This window comes from Streptomyces sp. NPDC085944, from assembly GCF_040686295.1.
In the GTDB taxonomy this organism is placed as follows: Bacteria; Actinomycetota; Actinomycetes; order Streptomycetales; family Streptomycetaceae; genus Streptomyces; species Streptomyces salinarius.
This window is the reverse complement of the sequence record NZ_JBFBJX010000001.1, coordinates 519,266-541,420: the sequence shown is the minus strand read 5'-3', so window position 1 is coordinate 541,420 and position 22,155 is coordinate 519,266. Positions and strand designations below refer to the sequence as shown.

General features: G+C 72.3%; 21 protein-coding genes. 8 read left to right on the top strand and 13 right to left on the bottom strand.

Annotated features, from left to right (window positions below; genetic code table 11):
- Positions 1-17: 17 nt before the first annotated feature.
- A complete protein-coding gene (locus tag AB0P07_RS02655; RefSeq protein WP_365544026.1) occupies positions 18-1,001 on the bottom strand; it encodes an SDR family NAD(P)-dependent oxidoreductase in 984 nt (327 codons plus the stop codon).
- Positions 1,002-1,142: 141 nt separating this feature from the next.
- On the opposite strand from AB0P07_RS02655, the gene AB0P07_RS02650 reads away from it, so the two are divergent.
- Positions 1,143-1,637 carry a TetR/AcrR family transcriptional regulator gene (locus AB0P07_RS02650; protein WP_365544518.1) on the top strand — a complete coding sequence of 165 codons (495 nt, stop codon included), beginning with the start codon at positions 1,143-1,145 and terminating at the stop codon, positions 1,635-1,637.
- 296 nt (positions 1,638-1,933) lie between these two features.
- Here AB0P07_RS02650 and AB0P07_RS02645 read toward each other — a convergent pair whose 3' ends face one another.
- The 4 genes from AB0P07_RS02645 to AB0P07_RS02630 all read right to left on the bottom strand — a co-directional run bounded on the left by AB0P07_RS02645 (position 1,934) and on the right by AB0P07_RS02630 (position 6,116).
- Positions 1,934-2,617 carry an ABC transporter ATP-binding protein gene (locus AB0P07_RS02645; RefSeq protein WP_365544023.1) on the bottom strand — a complete coding sequence of 228 codons (684 nt, stop codon included), beginning with the start codon at positions 2,615-2,617 and terminating at the stop codon, positions 1,934-1,936.
- 34 nt (positions 2,618-2,651) lie between these two features.
- Entirely contained in the window at positions 2,652-4,136 is a 1,485-nt protein-coding gene (locus AB0P07_RS02640) for an ABC transporter permease (protein WP_365544020.1), read from the bottom strand.
- 147 nt (positions 4,137-4,283) lie between these two features.
- The gene (locus AB0P07_RS02635; RefSeq protein ID WP_365544018.1) at positions 4,284-5,531 is read right to left on the bottom strand and encodes an Ig-like domain-containing protein; all 1,248 of its coding nucleotides are present in this window, start codon (positions 5,529-5,531) and stop codon (positions 4,284-4,286) included.
- Positions 5,532-5,762: 231 nt separating this feature from the next.
- Complete coding sequence (locus AB0P07_RS02630; RefSeq protein WP_365544015.1) at positions 5,763-6,116, bottom strand: hypothetical protein; 354 nt, start codon at positions 6,114-6,116, stop codon at positions 5,763-5,765.
- Positions 6,117-6,225: 109 nt separating this feature from the next.
- On the opposite strand from AB0P07_RS02630, the gene AB0P07_RS02625 reads away from it, so the two are divergent.
- Positions 6,226-6,543, top strand: a complete 318-nt coding sequence (locus tag AB0P07_RS02625; RefSeq protein ID WP_365544012.1) for a hypothetical protein — start codon at positions 6,226-6,228, stop codon at positions 6,541-6,543.
- Positions 6,544-6,706: 163 nt separating this feature from the next.
- Here the strand turns inward: AB0P07_RS02625 and hutH are convergent, their stop codons facing one another.
- From hutH to AB0P07_RS02610, 3 genes are all read right to left on the bottom strand, one after another.
- A complete protein-coding gene (gene hutH / locus AB0P07_RS02620) occupies positions 6,707-8,329 on the bottom strand; it encodes a histidine ammonia-lyase (RefSeq protein ID WP_365544009.1) in 1,623 nt (540 codons plus the stop codon).
- A 97-nt stretch (positions 8,330-8,426) separates the two neighbouring features.
- Positions 8,427-9,575, bottom strand: a complete 1,149-nt coding sequence (locus AB0P07_RS02615) for a diguanylate cyclase (RefSeq protein ID WP_365544006.1) — start codon at positions 9,573-9,575, stop codon at positions 8,427-8,429.
- Positions 9,576-9,973: 398 nt separating this feature from the next.
- Complete coding sequence (locus AB0P07_RS02610) at positions 9,974-10,774, bottom strand: enoyl-CoA hydratase-related protein (protein ID WP_365544004.1); 801 nt, start codon at positions 10,772-10,774, stop codon at positions 9,974-9,976.
- Positions 10,775-10,984: 210 nt separating this feature from the next.
- Here AB0P07_RS02610 and AB0P07_RS02605 point away from each other — a divergent pair, with 210 nt between their 5' ends.
- On the top strand, positions 10,985-11,704 hold the full coding sequence (locus AB0P07_RS02605; RefSeq protein WP_365544001.1) for a hypothetical protein: 720 nt from the start codon (positions 10,985-10,987) through the stop codon (positions 11,702-11,704).
- A gap of 40 nt (positions 11,705-11,744) precedes the next feature.
- Here AB0P07_RS02605 and AB0P07_RS02600 read toward each other — a convergent pair whose 3' ends face one another.
- Together AB0P07_RS02600 and AB0P07_RS02595 are read right to left on the bottom strand one after the other, a co-directional pair.
- A complete protein-coding gene (locus AB0P07_RS02600) occupies positions 11,745-12,875 on the bottom strand; it encodes an adenylate/guanylate cyclase domain-containing protein (RefSeq protein WP_365543998.1) in 1,131 nt (376 codons plus the stop codon).
- Between the two features lie 156 nt (positions 12,876-13,031).
- Entirely contained in the window at positions 13,032-13,922 is an 891-nt protein-coding gene (locus tag AB0P07_RS02595) for a biotin--[acetyl-CoA-carboxylase] ligase (RefSeq protein WP_365543995.1), read from the bottom strand.
- A 110-nt stretch (positions 13,923-14,032) separates the two neighbouring features.
- On the opposite strand from AB0P07_RS02595, the gene AB0P07_RS02590 reads away from it, so the two are divergent.
- The 4 genes from AB0P07_RS02590 (at position 14,033) to AB0P07_RS02575 (ending at position 16,764) form a co-directional block, all read left to right on the top strand.
- On the top strand, positions 14,033-15,625 hold the full coding sequence (locus AB0P07_RS02590) for an acyl-CoA carboxylase subunit beta (RefSeq protein WP_365543992.1): 1,593 nt from the start codon (positions 14,033-14,035) through the stop codon (positions 15,623-15,625).
- A gap of 9 nt (positions 15,626-15,634) precedes the next feature.
- Positions 15,635-15,844 carry an acyl-CoA carboxylase subunit epsilon gene (locus AB0P07_RS02585; RefSeq protein WP_365543989.1) on the top strand — a complete coding sequence of 70 codons (210 nt, stop codon included), beginning with the start codon at positions 15,635-15,637 and terminating at the stop codon, positions 15,842-15,844.
- Positions 15,845-15,979: 135 nt separating this feature from the next.
- Positions 15,980-16,108 (top strand): hypothetical protein, encoded by a 129-nt coding sequence (locus AB0P07_RS02580; protein WP_365543986.1) that lies wholly within the window; start codon positions 15,980-15,982, stop codon positions 16,106-16,108.
- Between the two features lie 32 nt (positions 16,109-16,140).
- Positions 16,141-16,764 carry a nucleoside triphosphate pyrophosphatase gene (locus AB0P07_RS02575; RefSeq protein ID WP_365543983.1) on the top strand — a complete coding sequence of 208 codons (624 nt, stop codon included), beginning with the start codon at positions 16,141-16,143 and terminating at the stop codon, positions 16,762-16,764.
- Here AB0P07_RS02575 and AB0P07_RS02570 read toward each other — a convergent pair.
- Positions 16,733-17,221, bottom strand: coding sequence for a hypothetical protein (locus AB0P07_RS02570; protein WP_365543980.1), 489 nt, complete (start codon positions 17,219-17,221; stop codon positions 16,733-16,735). The two genes, AB0P07_RS02575 and AB0P07_RS02570, sit on opposite strands and share 32 nt — an antisense overlap.
- A gap of 374 nt (positions 17,222-17,595) precedes the next feature.
- On the opposite strand from AB0P07_RS02570, the gene AB0P07_RS02565 reads away from it, so the two are divergent.
- Positions 17,596-19,368, top strand: a complete 1,773-nt coding sequence (locus AB0P07_RS02565) for a biotin carboxylase N-terminal domain-containing protein (protein WP_365543977.1) — start codon at positions 17,596-17,598, stop codon at positions 19,366-19,368.
- A 109-nt stretch (positions 19,369-19,477) separates the two neighbouring features.
- On the opposite strand, the gene AB0P07_RS02560 is transcribed toward AB0P07_RS02565, so the two are convergent.
- Positions 19,478-20,464, bottom strand: coding sequence for a DeoR/GlpR family DNA-binding transcription regulator (locus AB0P07_RS02560; protein WP_365543974.1), 987 nt, complete (start codon positions 20,462-20,464; stop codon positions 19,478-19,480).
- Between the two features lie 177 nt (positions 20,465-20,641).
- Positions 20,642-22,090, bottom strand: coding sequence for an NAD(P)H-quinone dehydrogenase (locus tag AB0P07_RS02555; RefSeq protein ID WP_365543971.1), 1,449 nt, complete (start codon positions 22,088-22,090; stop codon positions 20,642-20,644).
- Positions 22,091-22,155 lie beyond the last annotated feature (65 nt).

Sequence of the window (22,155 nt, the reverse complement as noted above, 5' to 3'; positions counted from 1 at the left end):
CGGCCGGCGCCCACGCATCAGCCGGCAGGCCGGAGACGGAGCAGGTCGGTCGAGACGGTCCACAGGCGCTCGGCGGCCGCGGGGTCGAGTGCCCATTCCTTGACGCCGTGCGGGTGCTGCCCGAGGTCGGCGTCGTTCGGCACCGTGTAGGCCTCCTGCCCGTCGTCGAGGTAGTGGCCGCCGGAACGGGCGAACTCGGGAGCGACGGCCGCGACCACGGTGGTGGCGGCCCCCTGCTCGACCGTCTTGTACGTGAAGACTCCGGCGGCCTCGGCCGCGTCGAGCGACGCCCGCTGTTCCGGCGTGAAGTTCCGCTGCAGCCCGGTCGCGACACCACCGGGGTTCACCGCGTTGGCGACGACTCCGTCGGACGCCCACAGACGGCTTGCCTCGACGGCGAAGAGGGAGTTGGCCGTCTTCGACTGGGCGTAGGCGATCTGCGGGTCGTAGCCGCGGCGCTCGAAGTGGAGGTCGTCGAAGTCGACGCCGGAGCGCATGTGCGCCGTCGAACTGACCGAGACGATCCTTGCTCCACCGCGGTCGGCCGCTCCCCGGGCGAGGGCGCGGTGCAGGCCGGTGGCCAGCGCGAAGTGGCCGAGATGGTTCGTCGCGAATTGCCGCTCCCAGCCCTCGCGGGTCCGTTCGAGGCCACCAGTGACGACCCCGGCGTTGTTGACGAGCAGGTGGAGCGGGCCGTCCCACGCGTCGACGAACCGCGTGACGGTGGCCCGGTCGGCGAGGTCGAGCCGGACCACGCGGGGCCGGGCTGCTCCGGTCGCCTTCCCGATCGTCTCGGCGACGGCGTCCCCCGCGGCCGTGTTCCGGACGGCGAGTGTCACCTCCGCCCCGGCCGCGGTCAGCGCACGAGCCGTCTCGACGCCGAGTCCGGAGGAGGCCCCCGTCACGATCGCGCGGAGGCCGGTGAGATCGACGCCTCTGAGCACCTCGTCCGCGGTGCTGGAGGAGGTGAAGGGCGTGGAGACGAGCCGGCGAGCATTCATAGCGGCAACTATACGCACTGGACTCTATTTGTATAGTGCGTATCGCGCCCGTACGCTCGCTTCATGAGCAGTCCCGATGCCGGCCACGCGCCGTCGACCGTCGCCGACACCGGCCGTCGCACGACGGTCCTGGAGTCCGCCATGGCCACGTTCGCGCGCTTCGGTTACCGCAAGACCACGATGGAGGAGGTGGCACGGGCGGCCCGCATCTCCCGACCCGGGCTCTACTTCCTCTTCTCCTCGAAGGAGACGCTGTTCCGTGCCGCGGTCGGCCAGGCCCTGGAGCGGGACCTCACCGCGGTGGAACAGGTCCTGGCCGACCGCGGCCGCCCCCTCACGGAGCGCCTCGTCGAGGCGTTCGACCAGTGGGCGGGCCGCTACATCGGCCCGCTGGCACGCGACGCCGCCACGGTCATCGAGGACAACCCCGGCGTCCTCGGAGAGGTCGTCGAGACCGCGCCGCGGCGTTTCGAGGAACTGATCACGGAGGCCATCTCCGCCGAGTCGGGACGAAAGGGGGCCCTCCCCCTCGCCCAGACGATGATCAGCACGTCGATCGGCCTCAAGCACCAGGCCCAGTCCCGCGAGTTCTACCTCGAACGCCTGACGACCGCGGTCGGCCTCCTGCTGCACTGAGCCCGCTCCTGTGCGGCTCGCCGTGATGTTCGGGGTTGTGGCAGTGGTGGATGTACGTCGCCGGGAGTTCGACCCCGCGGCCCCTGGTCGGCAGCACACCGGTCCGTCCCGGCGCACGCTCGGCACGGGAGGGGCATTCGGCCGCACGGACGGTCGGCCGCGTTCAGCGCCGGTCCCACGGCGACGGTCTCGGACAGCGCCTGGTCGACGTCGGACCCGCCGGGTGGCGCACCACGGAGTTGGCGCGGACCACGTGCAGCCGACTCGCCGCCCGCCGGGACCTGGCCCCTTGGCCGTCAGGCCGCCGCGTTCTCCTTCACGGTGATGCGGCCCTTGCGGATGGTCGCGAGGCGAGGGGCCTTCTTCGCGATCGCCGAGTCGTGGGTGACCATCACGAAGGTGAGGCCCAGCTCCTTCCACATGCGGTCGAGTACGTCCATGATCTCGTCGCGGGTCGACTCGTCGAGGTTTCCGGTGGGTTCGTCGGCGAGGAGCACCTTGGGCTGCTTCACCAGGGCGCGGGCGATGGCGACGCGCTGCTGCTGGCCGCCGGACATCTCGCCGGGGAGGTGGCCGAGGCGTTCGCCGAGGCCGACGGAGGCCAGTGCCTCGGCTGCCTTCTCGCGCCGCTCCTTCGCCTTGACGCCGAGCGGGACCAGGGCGGTCTCGACGTTCTCCTGGGCGGTCAGGGTCGGGATCAGGTTGAAGGACTGGAAGACGAAGCCGATGCTCTCGCTGCGCACCCGGGTCAGCCTGGCCTCGGGGAGCGTGGCGAGGTCGGTGCCGTCGAGGACGATCCGGCCCGCGCTGGGCCGGTCGAGCGCGCCCAGCATCTGGAGCAGGGTGGACTTGCCGCCGCCGGTGGGGCCCTGGATGACGAGCCGGTCGCCGTCGGCGATGGTCAGGTCGACGCCGTCGAGGGCGTGCACGGTGGCCTTGCCGCGGGTGTAGTGCTTGGTGACGCCGCTGAGTTCGTACATGGTGCAACTCCTGGAGTACGGGGAAGGGGGTGCGCTACTCGACGCGGCGCAGGGCGTCCGCCGGGCGCAGTCGCGAGGCGCGCCAGCCGCCGAAGCCGCCGGCGACGAGTCCGCCGGCCACGGCGAGGCCCACCGCGAGGGCGATGGTGGTGAGGCTGACGGGTGCGGTCAGCGCGATGTCCAGGGTCTTGGCTGCGGCCTGCCGGCCAGGGCCGCCCATGCCGCCCCCGCCGAGGCCGCCGGGCCCGCCCGCACCCCCGGCTCCGCCCGTGCCGCCGCCCAGCTGGGCCTGCAGCGTCGGGCTGACGGCGGTGACGGCGTAGGCGCCCGCGAGGCCCAGCGCGATGCCGAGGGCGCCGCCGACCAGGCCGTTGACGACGGCCTCGCCGATCACCTGCCGGGTGACCCGGCCCGAGCGCCAGCCGAGCGCCTTGAGCGTGCCGAACTCGCGCACCCGGCGGGAGACGGCGGAGGAGGTGAGCAGACCGGCGACCAGGAAGGCCGCCGCCAGGACGACGACCGACAGCCACTTGCCGACGCCGGTGGCGAGCGAGGAGGCGGTGGACAGCGAGCCGGAGACGGTGTCGGCGAGGTCGGCGGAGGTGGTGACGGTCGTACCCGGGATGTTCTTCTGGACCGCGGACTTGACGCCCTCGATCCGCTGCGAGTCGGTCGCCTTGACGTAGATCGTGGTGACCTTGTCCTTCGCGTCGCCCAGCGTCTGGGCCTGCTTCAGCGGCACGTAGAGGTTGGCCGCCGCGTCACCGCTGTCGGCCGTGGCGATGCCGACGATCTCGAACTCCGTGTCCTTGACGGTGACCGTGCTGCCGGTCTTGAGCTTCTTCTCCTTGGCGTACGCCGAGTCGGCGACGGCCACCTCGGCGTCGGTCTCCGACTCCTTGAAGGTGCGTCCGCTGGTGATGGTGGACGTGGTCAGCGGGCCGAGGGCGGGCTCGGTGACGTCGGTGCCGTAGACGGAGTAGCTGTTGACGTCGAAGTCGGCGCCACCCCCCTGGACGCGGCCCTGCGGGGACTGGCCGCCGCCCGGGCCGCCGCCCGGGCCCGTGCCGCCCGCGCCGCCGGAGGCGTCCTGCCTGAACTGGCCGCGCGAGAACTCGCCGCTGACCTTGACGACCTGGAGGCTCAGGCCGCCCACCGCGTCGGCGACGCCGCTCTGCCCGGCGACCTTGCCGACGGTGGAACTCGCCAGCGTCTGGAAGCCCTGCACCATGACGCGGTCGGTGCTCTGCTCCTCCTCGGAGCCGTCGTCCTGCGCGTCGAAGCGGAAGCGCGGCCGTTCGGCGGTGCTTCCGGAGGAGGTCTCGGCGGCCTTGGTGACCGTCATGTCCGTGCCGAGCCCGTACAGGGACTGCAGGACCTTGTCCTGGGCCCGGCCCATGCCGGAGGAGACCGAGTCGACGACGATGACCAGCGCGATGCCCAGGGCCAGTCCGGAGGCGACGACGAGGGCCGCCTTTCTGCGGCGGCGCAGCTCGCGCCTCAGGTAGGTGAAGAACATGGGCGCAAGCTAGGCACGGCCCGTGATGACGGGATAAGGGCCGCGTAAGAGGAGGATGAGAAGCCCGGGAAACGGCGGGCGCCCGCCGCCCCGTCGAGGGGTGGCGGGCGCCCGTGCGCGGTGCGGTCGGCCCGGAGGGAGTCGGCGTCAGACCGCCGAACCCGCCTTCCACTGGGCCCAGTCCATGTTCCAGCCGTTGAGGCCGTTGTCCGGGGCGATGGTCTTGTCGCCGGTGTTCTGGACGACGACCACGTCACCGATGATCGAGTTGTTGTAGAACCAGGCGCCCGGCGTGTTCGGGTCGTTGGCGCCCTTGGCGTCCTGCAGGCCGACGCAGCCGTGGCTGGTGTTGACGCTGCCGAAGATGCCCTTGCCCCAGTAGTTGCCGTGGATGAAGGTGCCGGAAGTGCTCAGGCGCATGGCGTGCGGCACGTCCTTGATGTCGTACTCGCCCTTGCCGTCGTCGTCGGTGAAACCGACGGTCGAGCCGTCCATCCGGGTCTCCTTGAACTTCTCGGAGATCACCATCTGGCCTTCGTAGGTCTTGTTCTCCGGGGAGCCCGCGGAGATCGGGATGGTCTTGACGGTCTTGCCGTCCTGCGTGACCTTCATCTGCTTGGTCTTCGCGTCGACGTAGGAGACCTGGTTGCGGCCGATCTTGAAGGTGACCGACTTCTGCTGGACGCCGTAGACGCCGTCGGCTCCCTCGACCCCGTCGAGCACCAGCTTGAGGGTGACGGTCGAGCCCTCCTGCCAGTAGTCCTTGGGGCGGCAGTCCATGCGCTGGGTGGAGAACCAGTGGCAGGCGACCTCCTGGCCGCTGCTGCTGTTGACCGTGATGCCCTTCTGGACGGCGGCCTTGTCGGTGATCTCCTTGTCGAAGTTGATCGACACGGGCATGCCGACGCCGACGGTCTTGCCGTCGTCCGGGGTGAAGGTCCCGATGAAGCTGTTCTCGGGGGAGACCGTGGTGAACGACGCGTTCTCGTGGGCGGCGCGGCCCTCGGAGTCCTGCGCGGTCGCCGTGATCTGGTACTTGGTGGCACGCTCCAGCTGCCCGCTGGGCTTCCAGCTGGTCTTGTCGGCGGATATCTCGCCCTTGACCTCGGTGCCGTCCGAGGCGGTCATCTTCACCTCGGTGAGCGTGCCCTTGCTCACGGTGACGCCGGCGGAGTTGTTGATGGAGGCGTTGTCCGAGCCGCCCTGGGGCGTGATCTTGATCTGGGCCTCGGACGTCTTCTTGGCCGCCGCTTCGTCGACCTCGGCCTGCGAGGTCTTGCCGTCCCCACCCCCGGAGGTGTCGGCGTCGCCACTGGAACATGCAGAGAGCACCAGCACACCGCCGAGCAGTGCGGACGCGGCCGCCAGACCCTTGCGCCGCTTACCGTCCGTCATCACACGCTTCTCCATCGTTGCCGATTCCCGAAACCCCGAGATACCCCGTCAAGAACTTTCAACGCTACGACCGGTTCGTCCCGTTCCACATCGCTCACGGGTGTGGGGCATGCCACGTTTCGCCGCTGAGGGCGGAGGCGGTGCGGGGAGGTATCGGTCTGTGCGCACCGTGAGACGACGAAACCCCGGCCGGCGGTTGCCGTCCGGGGTCAGGAATTTCCCCACACCGCGTCAGCCGACCGTCGTTTCATCGCCTTCCGGGTCGTTCTCGTCGTCATCATCCTCGCCGAGGTCCCACTCGGGCGAGTCGGGGTCGTAGTCGATCTGCTCACTGCTCCAGGAGGCCTGCCGGAGCTCGACCCCGGGCACCGCTCCCACCAGGTCGAACGGGTCCACCAGGTGGGCCATGGCCTCGGCGGTGTCCTCGGTCACAGCGCGCTCGGAGTCGGTCCGTTCCGCGTCGGACATGTCGGTGTCGTCGGCGAGGGCCTGCAGCGCGGCCCCGGTGACGGCCTCCTCGTCGTCGATCTCGAGAACCAGCTCGACGCGAATCCGTACAAACCGTGATGTCTCTGGAGTGCTCATGCCCGGAGCGTAAGGCCGATCCCTCCCGTGACTTTCCTGTGACCCGCGCCTTTCACTAACATCTGCCCACACGGCCAATTCGCCAGCGCCACAAGGGGATCGATATTCCGTGTCATCCGCTCGCCGTTCCTTGCTGACCGCCACCGCCGCGGGCGGTCTGCTGTGTGCCCTGTGGTTCGTCCCGTCGGCCAACGCGACACCCGAGACACCGGCCCTCGGTTCCGCGGCCGCGACGCCGTCTCCGCAGGTCACGGCCCAGGCGAGAGCGGCGTCCACGGACACGGCGGCAACCGGCGAGGGAACGACCCGGCTGGCCGACACCGGCAGCTTCGACAGCACGCCGTACGTCGTCGGCGGCGCCCTCTGCCTGGGTCTCGGCGCCGGCTTCGTGGGCTACTCGGTCCGCCGGGAACGCCTCGGTCTTTGACGGAACTTGACGTTCTTTTGGGTTTCTTGACCGCCGGAAGGTCGGCTGGAGATCGGCTGGAAGGCCTGCCGGAAGGTCCGACCCGACCGTGCGGTGGGTCCGGAGGCGACCCGAGGGGGCCCGGCGTCGCGCCGGGCCCCCTCGGTCATGTCCCCGCCGCCCGCTAGCGCAGCGGCCCCGTGACCGTCTCCGCGGCCGCGACCAGGTGCCCGGCGCGCACGAACGCGTCCGCCGCGGCGAGGTCGGGCGCCAGGTAGCGGTCCGGGCCGGGGCCCTCGACACCGGCCGCCCGTACGGCCTCGATGACGGCCTGGGAGGCCGGGGCCGGCGTCAGGCCCTCCCGGAGCTGGATCGCGCGGGTGGCGGCGTACAGCTCGACGGCGATCACGCGGGTGAGGTTGTCGACAGCCGTACGCAGCTTGCGCGCCGCCGACCAGCCCATCGACACGTGGTCCTCCTGCATGGCGGAGGAGGGGATGGAGTCCGCCGAGGCCGGTACGGCGAGCCGCTTCAGTTCGCTGACCAGGGCGGCCTGCGTGTACTGGGCGATCATCAGGCCGGAGTCGACGCCCGCGTCGTCGGCGAGGAACGGCGGCAGGCCGTGGCTGCGGTTCTTGTCGAGGAGCCGGTCGGTGCGGCGCTCGGCGATGGAGCCGAGGTCGGCGACGGCGACGGCGAGGAAGTCGAGGACGTAGGCGACCGGGGCGCCGTGGAAGTTGCCGTTGGACTCCACGCGCCCTCCCCCAGTGCCGAAAGCCTGGGAGGCACCCCCAGGCAGGACGACCGGGTTGTCGACGGCCGCGGCCAGCTCGCGCTCGGCGACGAGTCCGGCGTGGGCCATGGTGTCGCGTCCGGCGCCCGCGACCTGCGGCGCGCAGCGCACCGAGTAGGCGTCCTGGACGCGGGGGGCGTCGTCCTGGTGGTGGCCGGTCAGGCCCGAGCCCTTGAGCACGGCGGCCATGTTGGCGGCGCTGGCGGCCTGTCCCGGGTGCGGGCGGATGGCGTGCAGCTCGGGGGCGAGCACCTTGTCGGTGCCGAGCAGCGCCTCCATGGTCAGCGCGGCGGTGATGTCGGCCGACTTGTAGAGGGTGTCGAGGTCGGCGAGGGCCATGACGAGCATGCCGAGCATGCCGTCGGTGCCGTTGAGGAGAGCGAGGCCCTCCTTCTCGCGCAGCTCGACCGGGGCGATCCCGTGCTCGGCGAGCAGTTCGCCGGCCGGCCGTACGGTGCCGTCGGGGCCCTCGGCGTCGCCCTCGCCCATGAGGGTGAGCGCGCAGTGCGACAGCGGGGCGAGGTCGCCGGAGCAGCCGAGGGAGCCGTACTCGTGCACGACCGGGGTGATCCCGGCGTTGAGCACGTCGGCCATGGTCTGCGCGACCTCGGGGCGGACGCCGGTGTGTCCGGAGCAGACGGTCTTCAGCCGCAGGAACATCAGCGCGCGCACCACTTCGCGTTCGACGCGCGGGCCCATCCCGGCGGCGTGCGAGCGGACGATGTTGCGCTGGAGCTGCGCCCTCAGGTCGGGGCTGATGTGCCGGGTCGCCAGGGCGCCGAAGCCGGTGCTGACGCCGTACACGGGGTCCGGCTTGGCGGCCAGCGCGTCCACGATGCCGCGGGCCGCGGCCAGGGCGGCGACCGCGTCGTCGGAGAGTTCGATCCGGGCGCCGCCGCGCGCCACGGCGAGGACGTCGGACGCGGTGACCCCGGCCGCCCGCCCGTCACCCACCACCACCCTTTCAAGGCCGCGCTTCGCGCCTTCCCCGCTCACCACAGTGTGCATATCCATATTCAGGAGCGTACGCAGTGAATTCGATGATGTCACGAGGGGGTACGTCACGGACGCGTGCGGGCTGCGCCCCTTACCGCTCCCGTCGGGCCCGGTGTCACGGCGAGTGCCGCCCCCGGAACCGCCTGCGCTCCCCGTCCTCCTCCCGGGAGGGCTCGTCCGCGAGCCGTACGACGGGGTCGTCGGGACCCTCGCGTCCCGCGACGACCGGCCCGGCCGCCCGCTCCGCCTTGGCGCGGTACTGGGCGGCGTCCGCGAGCCGGAACAGCCGGCGGGCGGAACGCACCGGCCCGACCGGGTCCTCCGTGGACGCGACCCCGCAGGCCACGCCGTCACCCAGCTCCAGTTCGGCCGCCCGGCGGCACAGCTCCTCGGCCGCCTTGACCACCGCGTCGGCGGGCGGCCCCACCGCGAGCAGACAGAACTCGTCGCCGCCGAGCCGCGCCGCGAGCGCCCCGGGCAGCATCGCCCCGCACAGCGACAGCACCGACCCGAACCGCTCCAGGAGCCGGTCCCCGACGGCGTGGCCGTGCGTGTCGTTCACCCTCTTGAGGCCGTTCAGGTCGCAGACGACGAGGCTGACGACGACGTCCTCCTCGCGGTGCCGCTCGACGGCCTCGTCCAGCGCGGAGTCGACGGCGCGGCGGTTGGCCAGCCCGGTGAGCGCGTCGGTGTACGCGAGGCGCCGGACCTCCTCGAGACGCTCGGTCTGCGCGATCCCGGCGGCGACGACGGAGGCCAGTACGGTGGCGAAGTCGGCGTCGGCCCGCTCGAAGACCCGTTCCCCCACCGGCCGGGCCACGTACAGCTCGCCCCACGCCCTCCCGTGCAGCACGATCGGCGCGACCACGCAGCAGCCGCGGCCCCGGCGGCGCAGGGCGGCGACGCGCTGATGGACGTAGCCGGGGCGCCCGGCGGCGGGCCCCTCGGCCGTCTCGACCCAGGCGTCGGGCTCGCCGCCGCCGGCCCAGCGCTCGTGCAGGAACTCGGTGATCTCCGCGAACTGGTGCACGGGGTAGGACTCGTCCTCGGGGAACTCCTCCTCGCCCTCGGCGCGCCGCCCGACGTTCACGAGCACCCGCAGCCGGCCCAGCTCCCGCTCCCACACCGACAGCGCGGCGAAGCTCCCGCCCAGCGCCAGACACCCGCCGACGGCCGCCGCCCGCCACGCCTCACGCGCGCTGTGCGCGGCGGCCATCCCCTGCGCAAGCGCCACCACGGCCGCGAGCCGCCTGTCGTCACCCATCACTCCAGGCTAGGGAAATTCACGAAGAAACGTTACTTAAACGGGGCGAACCGGGCGATTGCCGACCGGGCGGGCACCCTGCCGAGGACCGCGGCGCAGGGCCCGGGCAACGGCTCACGCCGCACGACGGCGAGGCACACCGACCACGGCGGACAGCCGACGCCCACGACAGACAACGCCGAACCACGCTGGACGCCGCATCCGGAGGCGTGCAGGACGACGACCGACGGACACCTCCCCCGCCGGGCCGGGCCGCAGCAGGCGATACCCGGGCGGGTGGCGACCCGCGCCTACCGCAGCACGCGACGCCGGACGGGCGGCCGACGGCGCGCCCGGGCCCCGCCCCCGGACGGGAACCGCCGCCGCAGGACCGCGGTGGTCGCGGGTGGACGGTGGGCCTACTCGCCCGGCCAGCGGGGCGCGCGCTTCTCGTTGAACGCCGCCACGCCCTCCGCGCGGTCCCCCGAGAACGCCACCGACCGCCACGCCGCGTCCTCGACCTCGAGGCCCGCCCGCAGGTCGAGGCCGTGCCCGAGGCGCAGCGCGCGCTTGGCCGCGCGCAGGCCCACGGGCGAGTTCGCGGCCATCCGGGAGGCCAGCTCCAAGGCGTCCTCCCGGTCCCGGCCCTCCTCCGTCAACTGGTCCACGAGCCCCAGCTCGCGCGCCTCCTCGGCCGCCACCCGCCGCGCCGTGAACACCAGCTCGGCCGCGCGCGCCGCCCCCACCCGGCGCGGCAGCAGCTGCGTACCGCCGCCGCCCGGGATCACGCCCACCGACACCTCCGGCAGCCCCACCACGGCCGTGGGGTCGGCCACGATCACGTCGCAGGACAGCGCCAGCTCGAACCCGCCGCCCAGCGCGAACCCGTGCACGGCCGCGACCGTCGGCTGCGGCAGTTCGAGCACCGCCGTGTACGCCCCCCGCGTCACCGGCCGCTGGCGCAGCAGATCGGCGTCGGAGAAGGAGTTGCGCTCCTTCAGGTCCGCCCCGACGCAGAACGCCCGCTCGTGGGTCGAGGTCAGCACCACCACCCGGACGTCGCGGTCCTCGCCCAGCGCCGCGCAGGCCGCGCTCAGGGACTGGGCCATGGCGGTCGATACGGCGTTCATGGCCTTCGGCCGGTCGAGCGCGAGCTCCGCGACATGCCCGTCTCCGTGCCGCCGCACCAGGACGAACTCTCCGAACCGCTCCTCGCTCATGGCACCCTCCGGTTAACGTGTGTTAACAAGTCGACCGCCCGATCATCGCAGGCGGGCCCGCGCGGGGGAAGCCCGGACGCGCACTCCCCGCGCCGACCCCGCCCACCCGTTCGAGTGACATACGGCCGACCGCCCCACTCCGGCCGACAGCAGACCGTAGCCTCGCTCCGCCACGGCGCAGCGGGGGCGCGTGCGCACCGGGGAGGGACCATGACGACGAGCAGCACACCGAGGACCGACGGTCCGGCCACCGGCACGGCCACCGGCGTGCGGACCGCGCCCCGGTACGCGTGGTGGCGCCGCGGCCGGCACCGCAGGCCCCGCCCCCGCAAGGTGCTGCTGGTCGCGGGCGGCCTCGCCCTGGCGGCCGCCGCCCTGAGCGTCGTACGCCTGCTGCCCGAGCCGGGCGGTGACGGAGGCGTCGGCTACGGCGCCGAGGCGGCACCACGTGTGGACGGCGCAGGCCGGGACACGGCCTCGGACGACCGGGCGCCGGCGTCCACCGCCACGGGCGCCGACGGCGGGACGCCCGGGGCGAGCCCTTCGGCGGCGTCCGCCATGGACGGCCTGAGCGGCTCCCCCGAACCGGGTCTCATACCCGGTCTCGTACCGGACCCCGCCACGAGCGGCCCACCGGCCCCGCTCCCCGCCTCGACGACCGGGCCGGGCGCTCAGAGCGCCCCGGACGCCTCCGAGGACGGGCGGCCGGGGGAAGGGCGGGAACAGGAGCAGGAAGGGGAGGGAGAGCGGGACCGCGCCCCGGGCACCCCGCAGCCGTCGCATTCCGACCGGCCCGCGCCGCACTCCACGCCGCCCACCCCGCCACCGGGCCACGGCACCCCGTCGGCCCCCGCACCGGCGCCGGAACCCGACGACCCGGGCCTGTGCGTGCCGGTCATCGGCCTCTGCGTCGACCTGCTCGGCGACTGAACACCCGGCTTCTGACCACCCGGCCTCCGCGCCCGGCGTGCTACGCCTCCCCGCCGCCGTCGCCCCGGCGCGTGAGCAGCCACGGCTCGACCACGCCCAGACCGCGCACCGGACGCTGCCACATCGGCTGGAGCGCGAAGCGGTACACCGGCGGCTCCTCGCCCTCCTTCTCCGCGGCGGCCGCCGCCTCCGAGGCGGGGGCGTCCCCGGTGCGGATCAGCTCCTCCGCGAAGGCGGAGTCGACGAGCACCGCGTCCTTCGGTGCTATCGAGGTGAGCCGGGAAGCCAGGTTGACCGTCGTGCCGAAGACATCACCCATCCGGGTGGTGACCGTGCCGAAGGCGATGCCGACGCGCAGCTCCGGCATGGTCTCGTCGTGGGCCATCGTCTCGACGAGGAGCAGCGCGATCTCGGCGGCCGTACCGGCGTCGTCGGCGGCGTAGAGCACCTCGTCGCCGAGGGTCTTGACCAGCCGTCCGCCGCGCGCGGCCACCAGGTCGGCGGAGGTGGTCTCGAAGGCCTCGACCAGTTCGCCGAGCTCCTCCTCCTCCATCCGCCGGGTCAGCCGCGTGAAGCCGACCAGGTCCGCGAAGCCGACCGCGAGCCGCCGGTCCACCATCTCCTCGTCGTCCCCGGCCTGGATGACCCGGCCGGCCGAGGCGGCGAGCTGGCGCCGCCAGACGTAGACGAGGAACTCCTGCAGCTCGGGAAGGAGCAGTTCGACGATGGGATACGTCACCTCGGTGCGCGTCATCCCGGGCTCGGGGGGCTCGGTCAGGCCCTCCAGGAAGGAGTCGATCTGCCACTCGGCCAACCGGGCGGTGGTCTGCCCCGTGGACCGGGCGACCTGGACGGCCATCGCCTCGCTGAGCAGCCCCGCCTCGACCAGACCTGCCAGCCGCCTGAGAGCGAGGACGTCGGCCTCGGTGAGCGCCTTGGCCTGGCCGATGTCGGCGAACCCCATGGCCCGCCAGAACCGGGAGGCCAGCTCCATGGAGACGCCCGCGCTACGGGCGGCCTGGAAGGGCGTGTACCGGCGCTCGGCGCCCAGGATGAGCCCTTCGAGGCGGAGCGCGAGCGGGTCCTCGCCGGGGTCGGCGGAGTCCGGGGCGGGCTCGGGGTCCACCCGGCCGTCCCCGTCCGCGCCGGAGCCGGTGTCGTCGACGGTCACGCCTGTTGCCCTTCCGATCTTCCGCGGTCAGGTTCGACCGGCCCCAACTTTACGTCAGGTGTGCCCCAGCTCACTCCCGTGCGTCCAGCTCCGCACGGGCCCCGGGGCCAGGGTCCTCGCGCGGCCCGTACCCCCGACCCTCCCCCGCATCGGGGCTCACGCCAACCGCAGGTGCACGATGTCGCCCGCCCCCACCGGCTCCTGCACCCCCGCCTCCGTCGCCAGCACCAGCCGCCCGTCGCCGTCCACGGCCACCGCCTCCCCCACGAGCGACCGGTCCCCGGGCAGCTCCGCCCGCACCATGCGCCCGAGGGTCGCGCACCCCGCCGCGTACGTCTCCTGGAGCCCGCTGGCCGCCGGGTCGCCGCCGGCCTCGCGCCAGCGCCCGTACCAGTCCTCCAGCGACCGCAGCACCCCGCGCAGCAGCGGGTCCCGGTCGGTGTTCGCGGCCCCGGCCAGCGCCAGCGACCCGGCCCGCGCGACCGGCAGTTCCCCGGCGCGGAGGGAGACGTTGACGCCGACGCCGATGACGACGCCGTCGGGGCCGGCCCGCTCGGCCAGGATGCCGCCGGCCTTGCGCTCTTCGTCGCCGACGGTCACCAGCAGGTCGTTGGGCCACTTCAGAGCCGTGTCGACGCCGGCCACGCGGGACAGGCCGGTCGCCACGGCGACGCCGGTGAGCAGCGGCAGCCAGCCCCAGCGGTCCACGGGGATCTCGGCGGGCCGCAGCAGTACGGAGAAGAAGAGCCCGGAGCGCGGCGGCGCCGTCCACTGCCGGTCCAGGCGCCCCCGTGCGGCGCTCTGCTCCTCGGCGACGAGGACGACACCCTCCGCCAGGTCGCCCTCGGCGGCCCGGGCCACGAGGTCGGAGTTGGTGGACCCGGTGCGCTGCACGACGTCCACCTGCCGCCACAGGCCTCCCTCCCGCACCAGGCCCCGGCGCAGGGACATGCTGCTGAGGGGCGGCCGCTCCAGGTCGGACCACCGGCCGTTCGAGGCGTCGTTCGAGGCGTCGTTCGGGGAGTCGGAGGAATCTCGGGGCGTCATGCAACCCACCCTAGGTGTGGGAAACACCGCACTGCCGATCGGAAGGGCCCCTACTACTCTACGAACGAGTAACCGTCCCCCCTTTTGAGCAGGCAGGGAGCCGCATCCCGATGTCCGAGCCGGAAGAGCAGCAGCCCGACATCCACACGACCGCGGGCAAGCTCGCGGATCTCAGGCGCCGTATCGAGGAGGCGACACACGCCGGTTCCGCACGCGCCGTCGAAAAGCAGCACGCCAAGGGCAAGCTGACGGCTCGTGAACGCATCGGCCTCCTCCTCGACGAGGGTTCCTTCGTCGAGCTGGACGAGTTCGCCCGGCACCGCTCCACCAACTTCGGCCTGGACGCCAACCGTCCCTACGGCGACGGCGTCGTCACCGGCTACGGCACCGTCGACGGCCGTCCCGTCGCGGTCTTCTCCCAGGACTTCACCGTCTTCGGCGGCGCGCTGGGCGAGGTCTACGGCCAGAAGATCGTCAAGGTGATGGACTTCGCGCTGAAGACCGGCTGCCCGGTCATCGGCATCAACGACTCGGGCGGTGCCCGCATTCAGGAGGGCGTGGCCTCGCTCGGCGCCTACGGCGAGATCTTCCGCCGCAACACCCACGCCTCCGGCGTGATCCCGCAGATCAGCCTGGTCGTCGGCCCCTGCGCGGGCGGCGCGGTCTACTCCCCCGCGATCACCGACTTCACGGTCATGGTCGACCGGACCAGCCACATGTTCATCACGGGACCCGACGTCATCAAGACCGTCACCGGCGAGGACGTCGGCTTCGAGGAGCTGGGCGGCGCCCGCACCCACAACTCCACCTCGGGTGTGGCCCATCACATGGCCGGCGACGAGAAGGACGCCGTCGAGTACGTCAAGCAGCTGCTGTCGTACCTGCCGTCCAACAACCTCTCCGAGCCCCCCGCCTTCCCGGAGGAGGCGGACCTCGCGGTCACGGACGAGGACGCCGAGCTGGACACGATCGTCCCGGACTCGGCGAACCAGCCGTACGACATGCACACCGTCATCGAGCACGTCCTGGACGACGGCGAGTTCCTCGAGACCCAGCCGCTGTTCGCGCCGAACATCCTCACCGGCTTCGGCCGGGTCGAGGGCCGCCCGGTGGGCATCGTCGCCAACCAGCCGATGCAGTTCGCCGGCTGCCTGGACATCACGGCCTCCGAGAAGGCGGCCCGCTTCGTGCGCACCTGCGACGCCTTCAACGTGCCCGTGCTCACCTTCGTGGACGTCCCCGGCTTCCTGCCGGGCGTGGACCAGGAGCACGACGGCATCATCCGCCGCGGCGCCAAGCTGATCTTCGCCTACGCCGAGGCCACGGTCCCGCTGATCACGGTCATCACCCGCAAGGCCTTCGGCGGTGCCTACGACGTCATGGGCTCCAAGCACCTGGGCGCCGACCTCAACCTGGCCTGGCCCACCGCCCAGATCGCCGTCATGGGCGCCCAGGGCGCGGTCAACATCCTGCACCGCCGCGCCATCGCCGAGGCCGGTGACGACGCCGAGGCCACCCGGGCCCGCCTGATCCAGGAGTACGAGGACACCCTCCTCAACCCCTACTCAGCGGCCGAGCGCGGCTACGTCGACGCGGTGATCATGCCGTCCGACACCCGCCGCCACATCGTCCGAGGCCTGCGCCAGCTGCGCACCAAGCGGGAGAACCTGCCCCCGAAGAAGCACGGCAACATCCCCCTGTAAGGAGCCGCTGTGACCATCAAGGTCGTACGGGGCAACCCCACCCCGGAAGAACTCGCCGCCGCCCTGACGGTGGTCAGAGCCCGCGCGGCGGCGGCACACACGGAGCCGTCCGGTCCCCGCTCGCCGCGCGACGCGTGGTCGGACCCGTCCCGCATCGCGACGCCCCGCCTCCCCCAGCCGGGCCCGGCGTCCTGGACGCGCACGTACTGGCCCGGGTGAGAGCGGACACCCAGGGGCGCGGGGCCGTGTCGATTCGCGGCTCCGCCGCGTGAGCGCACTTCACCGCAACCCCGCGCCCCTTTTTGAGTACCCGTACTCAAGTCACCCGCGTCGGCCAAGCCCCACGCTAGGGGCATGCTGTGGTCCGACCCCGAGAACGAGCCGCCCGAGGAACTGCGCGACACGCAGGCCATGCTGCGGCGGCTGAGCCTCTTCCTGGCGTTGGCCATGGTCCTCGCGATGATCGTTCTCGGCCTGGGGTGAGCCGCCCCGGCCCCGGTGGTTAATGTGACCCCATGACTGCTGCCCGGCCCCGCCGCCGAATCGTCCTCGCCTCCCAGTCCCCGGCCCGGCTCGGCCTGCTGCGCCAGGCCGGACTCGCCCCCGAGGTGCTGGTGAGCGGCGTGGACGAGGAGGCCGTCACCGCCCCCACCCCCGCCGAGCTGGCCCTCGCGCTGGCCGAGGCCAAGGCGTCCGTGGTGGCCGCGAAGCCCGAGGTGCACGGCGCCCTGGTGATCGGCTGCGACTCGGTGCTCGACCTGGACGGCCGGGCGCTCGGCAAGCCGGCCGACGCCGAGGAGGCCACCGCGCGCTGGAAGGCGATGCGCGGCCGGGCGGGCACGCTGCAGACCGGCCACTGCGTCTGGGACACCGCCTCCGGCCGCCACGTCTCGGCGACCGCGTCCACCGTCGTCCGCTTCGGCGAGCCGACCGACGACGAGGTCGCCGCCTACGTGGCCTCCGGGGAGCCCCTGTACGTCGCGGGGGCGTTCACCCTGGACGGCCGCTCGGCGCCGTTCATCGACGGCATCGACGGCGACCACGGCAACGTGATCGGCCTCAGCCTGCCCCTGCTGCGGCGGCTCCTCGCCGAGCTCGGGACCGGCATCACGGAGTTGTGGGCGCCGGCGGAGGGCTGACCGGGGAGCCGTCGTCACCCTTGCCGCCGCCCTCGGGTCGCGGCCCGGGCGCGGCGGGCTCCTCGCGCGCGTCGTACGTCATCAGGAGCAGCACGATGAGCCCCAGTACGACGATCATGAAGACGAAGGCGCCGGGCCCCACCAGCCCCCAGGTGAAGGCGCCGAGCAGGCCGTGCACCACGGCGGCGCTGATCAGCAGGACCCGGCCGAGCCCCGCGGGAGCGCGGTCGCGCACCGCCACGAGCAGCGCGACCAGGCCGCACAGCGCGAAGTACAGCCCGAAGACGACCCCGCCGATCTTCGAGGAGAAGGACATCATGTCCGGGTCGAGACCGGCCAGGGACATGTCCTGCCGGTCGACGACGATCGCCAGGAACCAGTTCAGCGCCGCGACCCCGACGGCCTCCACGAAGAGCACGACCGCCACGATCCACGCCACCGGCCTGCGCACTGACACCGGTCCCCACCCACTTTCGACCGCTGCCGCACAGGACAGCTGTTACCCCAAGTACGTCCGAGACCCGAGGAACGCTACTAACGGGTAATGCGCACCACAAGGGTTCCGGCACGAGCAAAGAATCGTTGGGCCATTAGTAGGGACTCCACAAAGAAACCGAGTGGCCCGCAGCACGCCCTTACAGAGACCTTGACCACACAGGAGAGCTAGGGTTTCCCCCAGGAGTCCTGCGCAGGGCGGTACTACAAGGGCTTTCGCGGCTCGAGCGAGCCTCGAATCACGCTCCGTGTGGGCAAGCTCACCATTGGGGACGGGTCGAAGTGCCGTGTCGGCAGTCCCTAAACTCGGCTTGTTTCAAGGAGGGAGCCTCAATCGTGCGCAAGGTGCTCATCGCCAACCGTGGCGAAATCGCTGTCCGCGTGGCCCGGGCCTGCCGGGACGCCGGGATCGCGAGCGTGGCCGTCTACGCGGACCCGGACCGGGACGCATTGCATGTCCGCGCCGCTGATGAGGCGTTCGCCCTGGGTGGTGACACCCCCGCGACCAGCTATCTGGACATCGCCAAGGTCCTGAAAGCCGCGCGTGAGTCGGGCGCGGACGCCATCCACCCCGGCTACGGATTCCTCTCCGAGAACGCGGAGTTCGCGCAGGCGGTCCTGGACGCGGGTCTGATCTGGATCGGCCCGCCCCCGCACGCCATCCGCGACCTGGGCGACAAGGTCGCCGCCCGGCACATCGCCCAGCGGGCCGGCGCCCCCTTGGTCGCCGGCACCCCCGACCCGGTCTCGGGCGCGGACGAGGTCGTGGCGTTCGCGAAGGAGCACGGCCTGCCGATCGCGATCAAGGCGGCGTTCGGCGGCGGCGGCCGCGGCCTGAAGGTCGCCCGCACCCTGGAAGAGGTCCCGGAGCTGTACGACTCCGCGGTCCGCGAGGCCGTGGCGGCCTTCGGCCGCGGGGAGTGCTTCGTCGAGCGCTACCTCGACAAGCCCCGCCACGTGGAGACGCAGTGCCTGGCCGACCAGCACGGCAACGTGGTCGTCGTCTCCACCCGCGACTGCTCCCTGCAGCGCCGCCACCAGAAGCTGGTCGAAGAGGCCCCCGCGCCCTTCCTGTCCGAGGCCCAGCTGGCGGAGCTGTACTCGTCGTCGAAGGCGATCCTGAAGGAGGCCGGCTACGTCGGCGCCGGCACGGTGGAGTTCCTCGTCGGCATGGACGGCACGATCTCCTTCCTGGAGGTCAACACCCGCCTGCAGGTCGAGCACCCGGTCACCGAGGAAGTCGCCGGCATCGACCTGGTCCGGGAGATGTTCCGCATCGCCGACGGCGAGGAGCTGGGCTACGACGACCCGGTCCTGCGCGGCCACTCCTTCGAGTTCCGCATCAACGGCGAGGACCCCGGCCGCGGCTTCCTGCCCGCCCCCGGCACCGTCACCAGCTTCGACGCGCCCACCGGCCCGGGCGTGCGCCTGGACGCCGGCGTCGAGTCCGGATCGGTCATCGGCCCGGCCTGGGACTCCCTGCTGGCCAAGCTGATCGTCACCGGCCGCACCCGCAAGGAAGCCCTCCAGCGGGCGGCCCGTGCCCTGGACGAGTTCACGGTCGAGGGCATGGCCACCGCCATCCCCTTCCACCGCACCGTCGTCCGCGACCCGGCCTTCGCCCCCGAGCTGACCGGCTCCACCGACCCGTTCACGGTCCACACCCGGTGGATCGAGACGGAGTTCGTCAACGAGATCAAGCCCTTCACCGCGCCCGCGGACACCGAGGCGGACGAGGAGAGCGGCCGCGAGACCGTCGTCGTCGAGGTCGGCGGCAAGCGTCTGGAGGTCTCCCTCCCCTCCAGCCTGGGCATGTCCCTGGCCCGCACCGGCCTGGCGGCCGGCGCCCGCCCCAAGCGCCGGGCGGCGAAGAAGTCCGGCCCGGCGGCCTCCGGCGACACCCTCGCCTCCCCGATGCAGGGCACCATCGTCAAACTCGCCGTCGAGGAGGGTCAGGAAGTCGCGGAGGGCGACCTGATCGTCGTCCTCGAAGCGATGAAGATGGAGCAGCCGATCAACGCCCACAAGTCCGGCACCGTCAAGGGCCTGGGCGCCGAGGTCGGCGCCTCGATCACCTCCGGCGCCCCGATCTGCGAGATCAAGGACTGAGCGGCACCCGCACCGCACAGGGGCGCCCGGCGGACCACCTCACACGGTCCGCCGGGCGCCCCTGTCACTGCCCGGCGGACGGAGGCCGCAGGATGCCTCGGAGTCCCTCCTACCGGCGACGCAGGTCGGCGACGCGCGCCCGTTCCGCCCCGCCGCTCTGCTCTCCGAGGGCGGTGGCCGACCGCAGCCCCGCCGCCGCTCCCGGAACCTGTCGGCGTGGCCCGGGAAGCGGCACGTCCCGGCGCTGCTGACGTGCCACGGATTCACCCCCCGCGGCCCCCGGTGTCCCGCTGCCGTTCGCCGCACCACCCCCCGAGGACCCGGCCACGGCGATCTGCACACCCTGATCGGCCAGGGCCTGGAGCTCGGTGGCGGCGCGGTCGTCGTGGGCCGGCGACTCGTCGGTGACCAGACGGGTGATGACGTCGGTGGGCACGGTCTGGAACATCGTGTCCGTACCCAGCTTGGAGTGGTCGGCGAGGACGACGACCTCGGCCGCGGCCTGCACCAGCGCCCGGTCGACGGACGCCGACAGCATGTTGGACGTGGACAGCCCCCGCTCGGCGGTCAGCCCGCTCCCGGACAGGAAAGCCTTGGAGACCCGCAGCCCCTGCAGGGACTGCTCGGCCCCGGACCCCACCAGGGCGTAGTTGGACCCCCGCAGCGTGCCACCGGTCATCACGACCTCGACCCGGTTGGCGTGGGCGAGGGCCTGGGCCACCAGCAGCGAGTTGGTGACGACGGTCAGACCGGGCACCCGCGCGAGCCGGCGGGCCAGCTCCTGCGTCGTGGTACCCGCCCCCACCACGATGGCTTCGCCCTCTTCGACGAGGCCCGCGGCGAGATCGGCGATGGCCGTCTTCTCGGCGGTCGCGAGATGGGACTTCTGCGGAAAGCCGGACTCTCGCGTGAACCCGCCCGGCAGTACCGCACCGCCGTGCCGGCGGTCGAGGAGTCCTTCTGCCTCCAGTGCGCGCACGTCCCGCCGTACGGTCACTTCGGAGGTCTGGACGACGCGGGCGAGCTCACGGAGCGACACGGCCCCGTTCGCTCGCACCATTTCGAGGATCAATTGGCGACGTTCTGCAGCGAACACGAAACTGACAGTAACCCCAACGACCGTCTGCTTTCAGCAGTATGCGCCGAATAACAGAAGTTGTTCGCATGCCACCACCGGAAGTGGTATACGCGCCTACCCCGGCCGCCTATGCCGCCCGCAAGCGCCGCGACTCCCCGTGACCAGCGGGGAGTCGATTCCGGCCGCACCCGCCGGCTACTGCTCCCCGCCGGCCTTCCGGGCGTGCAACTGCCGCGCCACCTCCGCGATCGACCCCGAAAGCGAGGGATACACGGTGAAGGCGTTGGCGATCTGCTCGACCGTCAGATTGTTGTCGACGGCGATCGAGATGGGATGAATGAGCTCCGAAGCACGCGGCGCCACAACGACACCACCCACCACGATCTCGGTCCCGGGCCGGCAGAAGATCTTGACGAAGCCGTCCCGGATGCCCTGCATCTTGGCCCGCGGGTTGCGCAGCAGCGGCAGCTTCACCACCCGGGCGTCGATCTTGCCGGCGTCGACGTCGGCCTGCGAGTACCCGACGGTGGCGATCTCGGGGTCGGTGAAGACGTTGGCGGAGACGGTCTTCAGATTCAGCGGAGTGACGGCGTCGCCGAGGAAGTGGTACATGGCGATCCGCCCCTGCATGGCCGCCACGGAGGCCAGCGCGAAGACGCCGGTGACGTCACCGGCGGCGTACACGCCGGGAGCCGAGGTCCGCGAGACCCGGTCGGTCTTGATGTGCCCGGAGTCCTTCAGCCGGACTCCCGCCTCCTCCAGCCCCATCCCCTCGGTGTTGGGAATGGCGCCGACGGCCATCAGACAGTGCGACCCGCCGATGACCCGCCCGTCCGACAGCGTCACCTCGACCCGGTCCCCCACCCGCTTGACGGACTGGGCCCGCGACCGTGACATGACGTTCATCCCACGCCGCCGGAACACGTCCTCCAGAACAGCCGCCGCGTCCGGGTCCTCACCCGGCAGCACCCGGTCCCGCGACGACACGAGCGTGACCCGCGACCCGAGCGCCTGATAGGCCCCGGCGAACTCGGCGCCGGTGACACCGGACCCGACCACGATGAGCTCTTCGGGCAGCTCCTCCAGGTCGTAGACCTGGGTCCAGTTCAGGATCCGCTCCCCGTCGGGCCGCGCGTCCGGCAGCTCCCGCGGATGCCCGCCCGTGGCGATGAGCACCGCATCGGCGGTCAGCGTCTCCTCGCTCCCGTCGGCGGCCCGCACCACGACCTTGCGCGACCCGTCGAGGGCCTGCATGCCCTCCAGCCGCCCGCGCCCCCGCACGACCCGCGCACCCGCACGGGTCACGGAGGCGGTGATGTCGTGCGACTGCGCCAGCGCGAGCCGCTTCACCCGCCGGTTGACCTTGCCCAGGTCGACGCCGACCACCCGGGCGGCCTGCTCCATGGGCGGGGTGTCGTCGGCGACGATGATCCCCAGCTCCTCGTAGGAGGAGTCGAAGGTGGTCATCACCTCAGCAGTGGCGATGAGGGTCTTGGACGGCACGCAGTCGGTCAGCACCGACGCCCCGCCCAGACCGTCGCAGTCGACGACGGTCACCTCCGCGCCGAGCTGAGCGGCCACCAGCGCCGCTTCGTATCCGCCGGGTCCGCCACCAATGATCACGATCCGAGTCACGTACTCCATTGTCCCGCACCCTTCAACGACCGGCCGCCCGGGGCCACCACCGTTACCAGAACGGCGCGTACCCT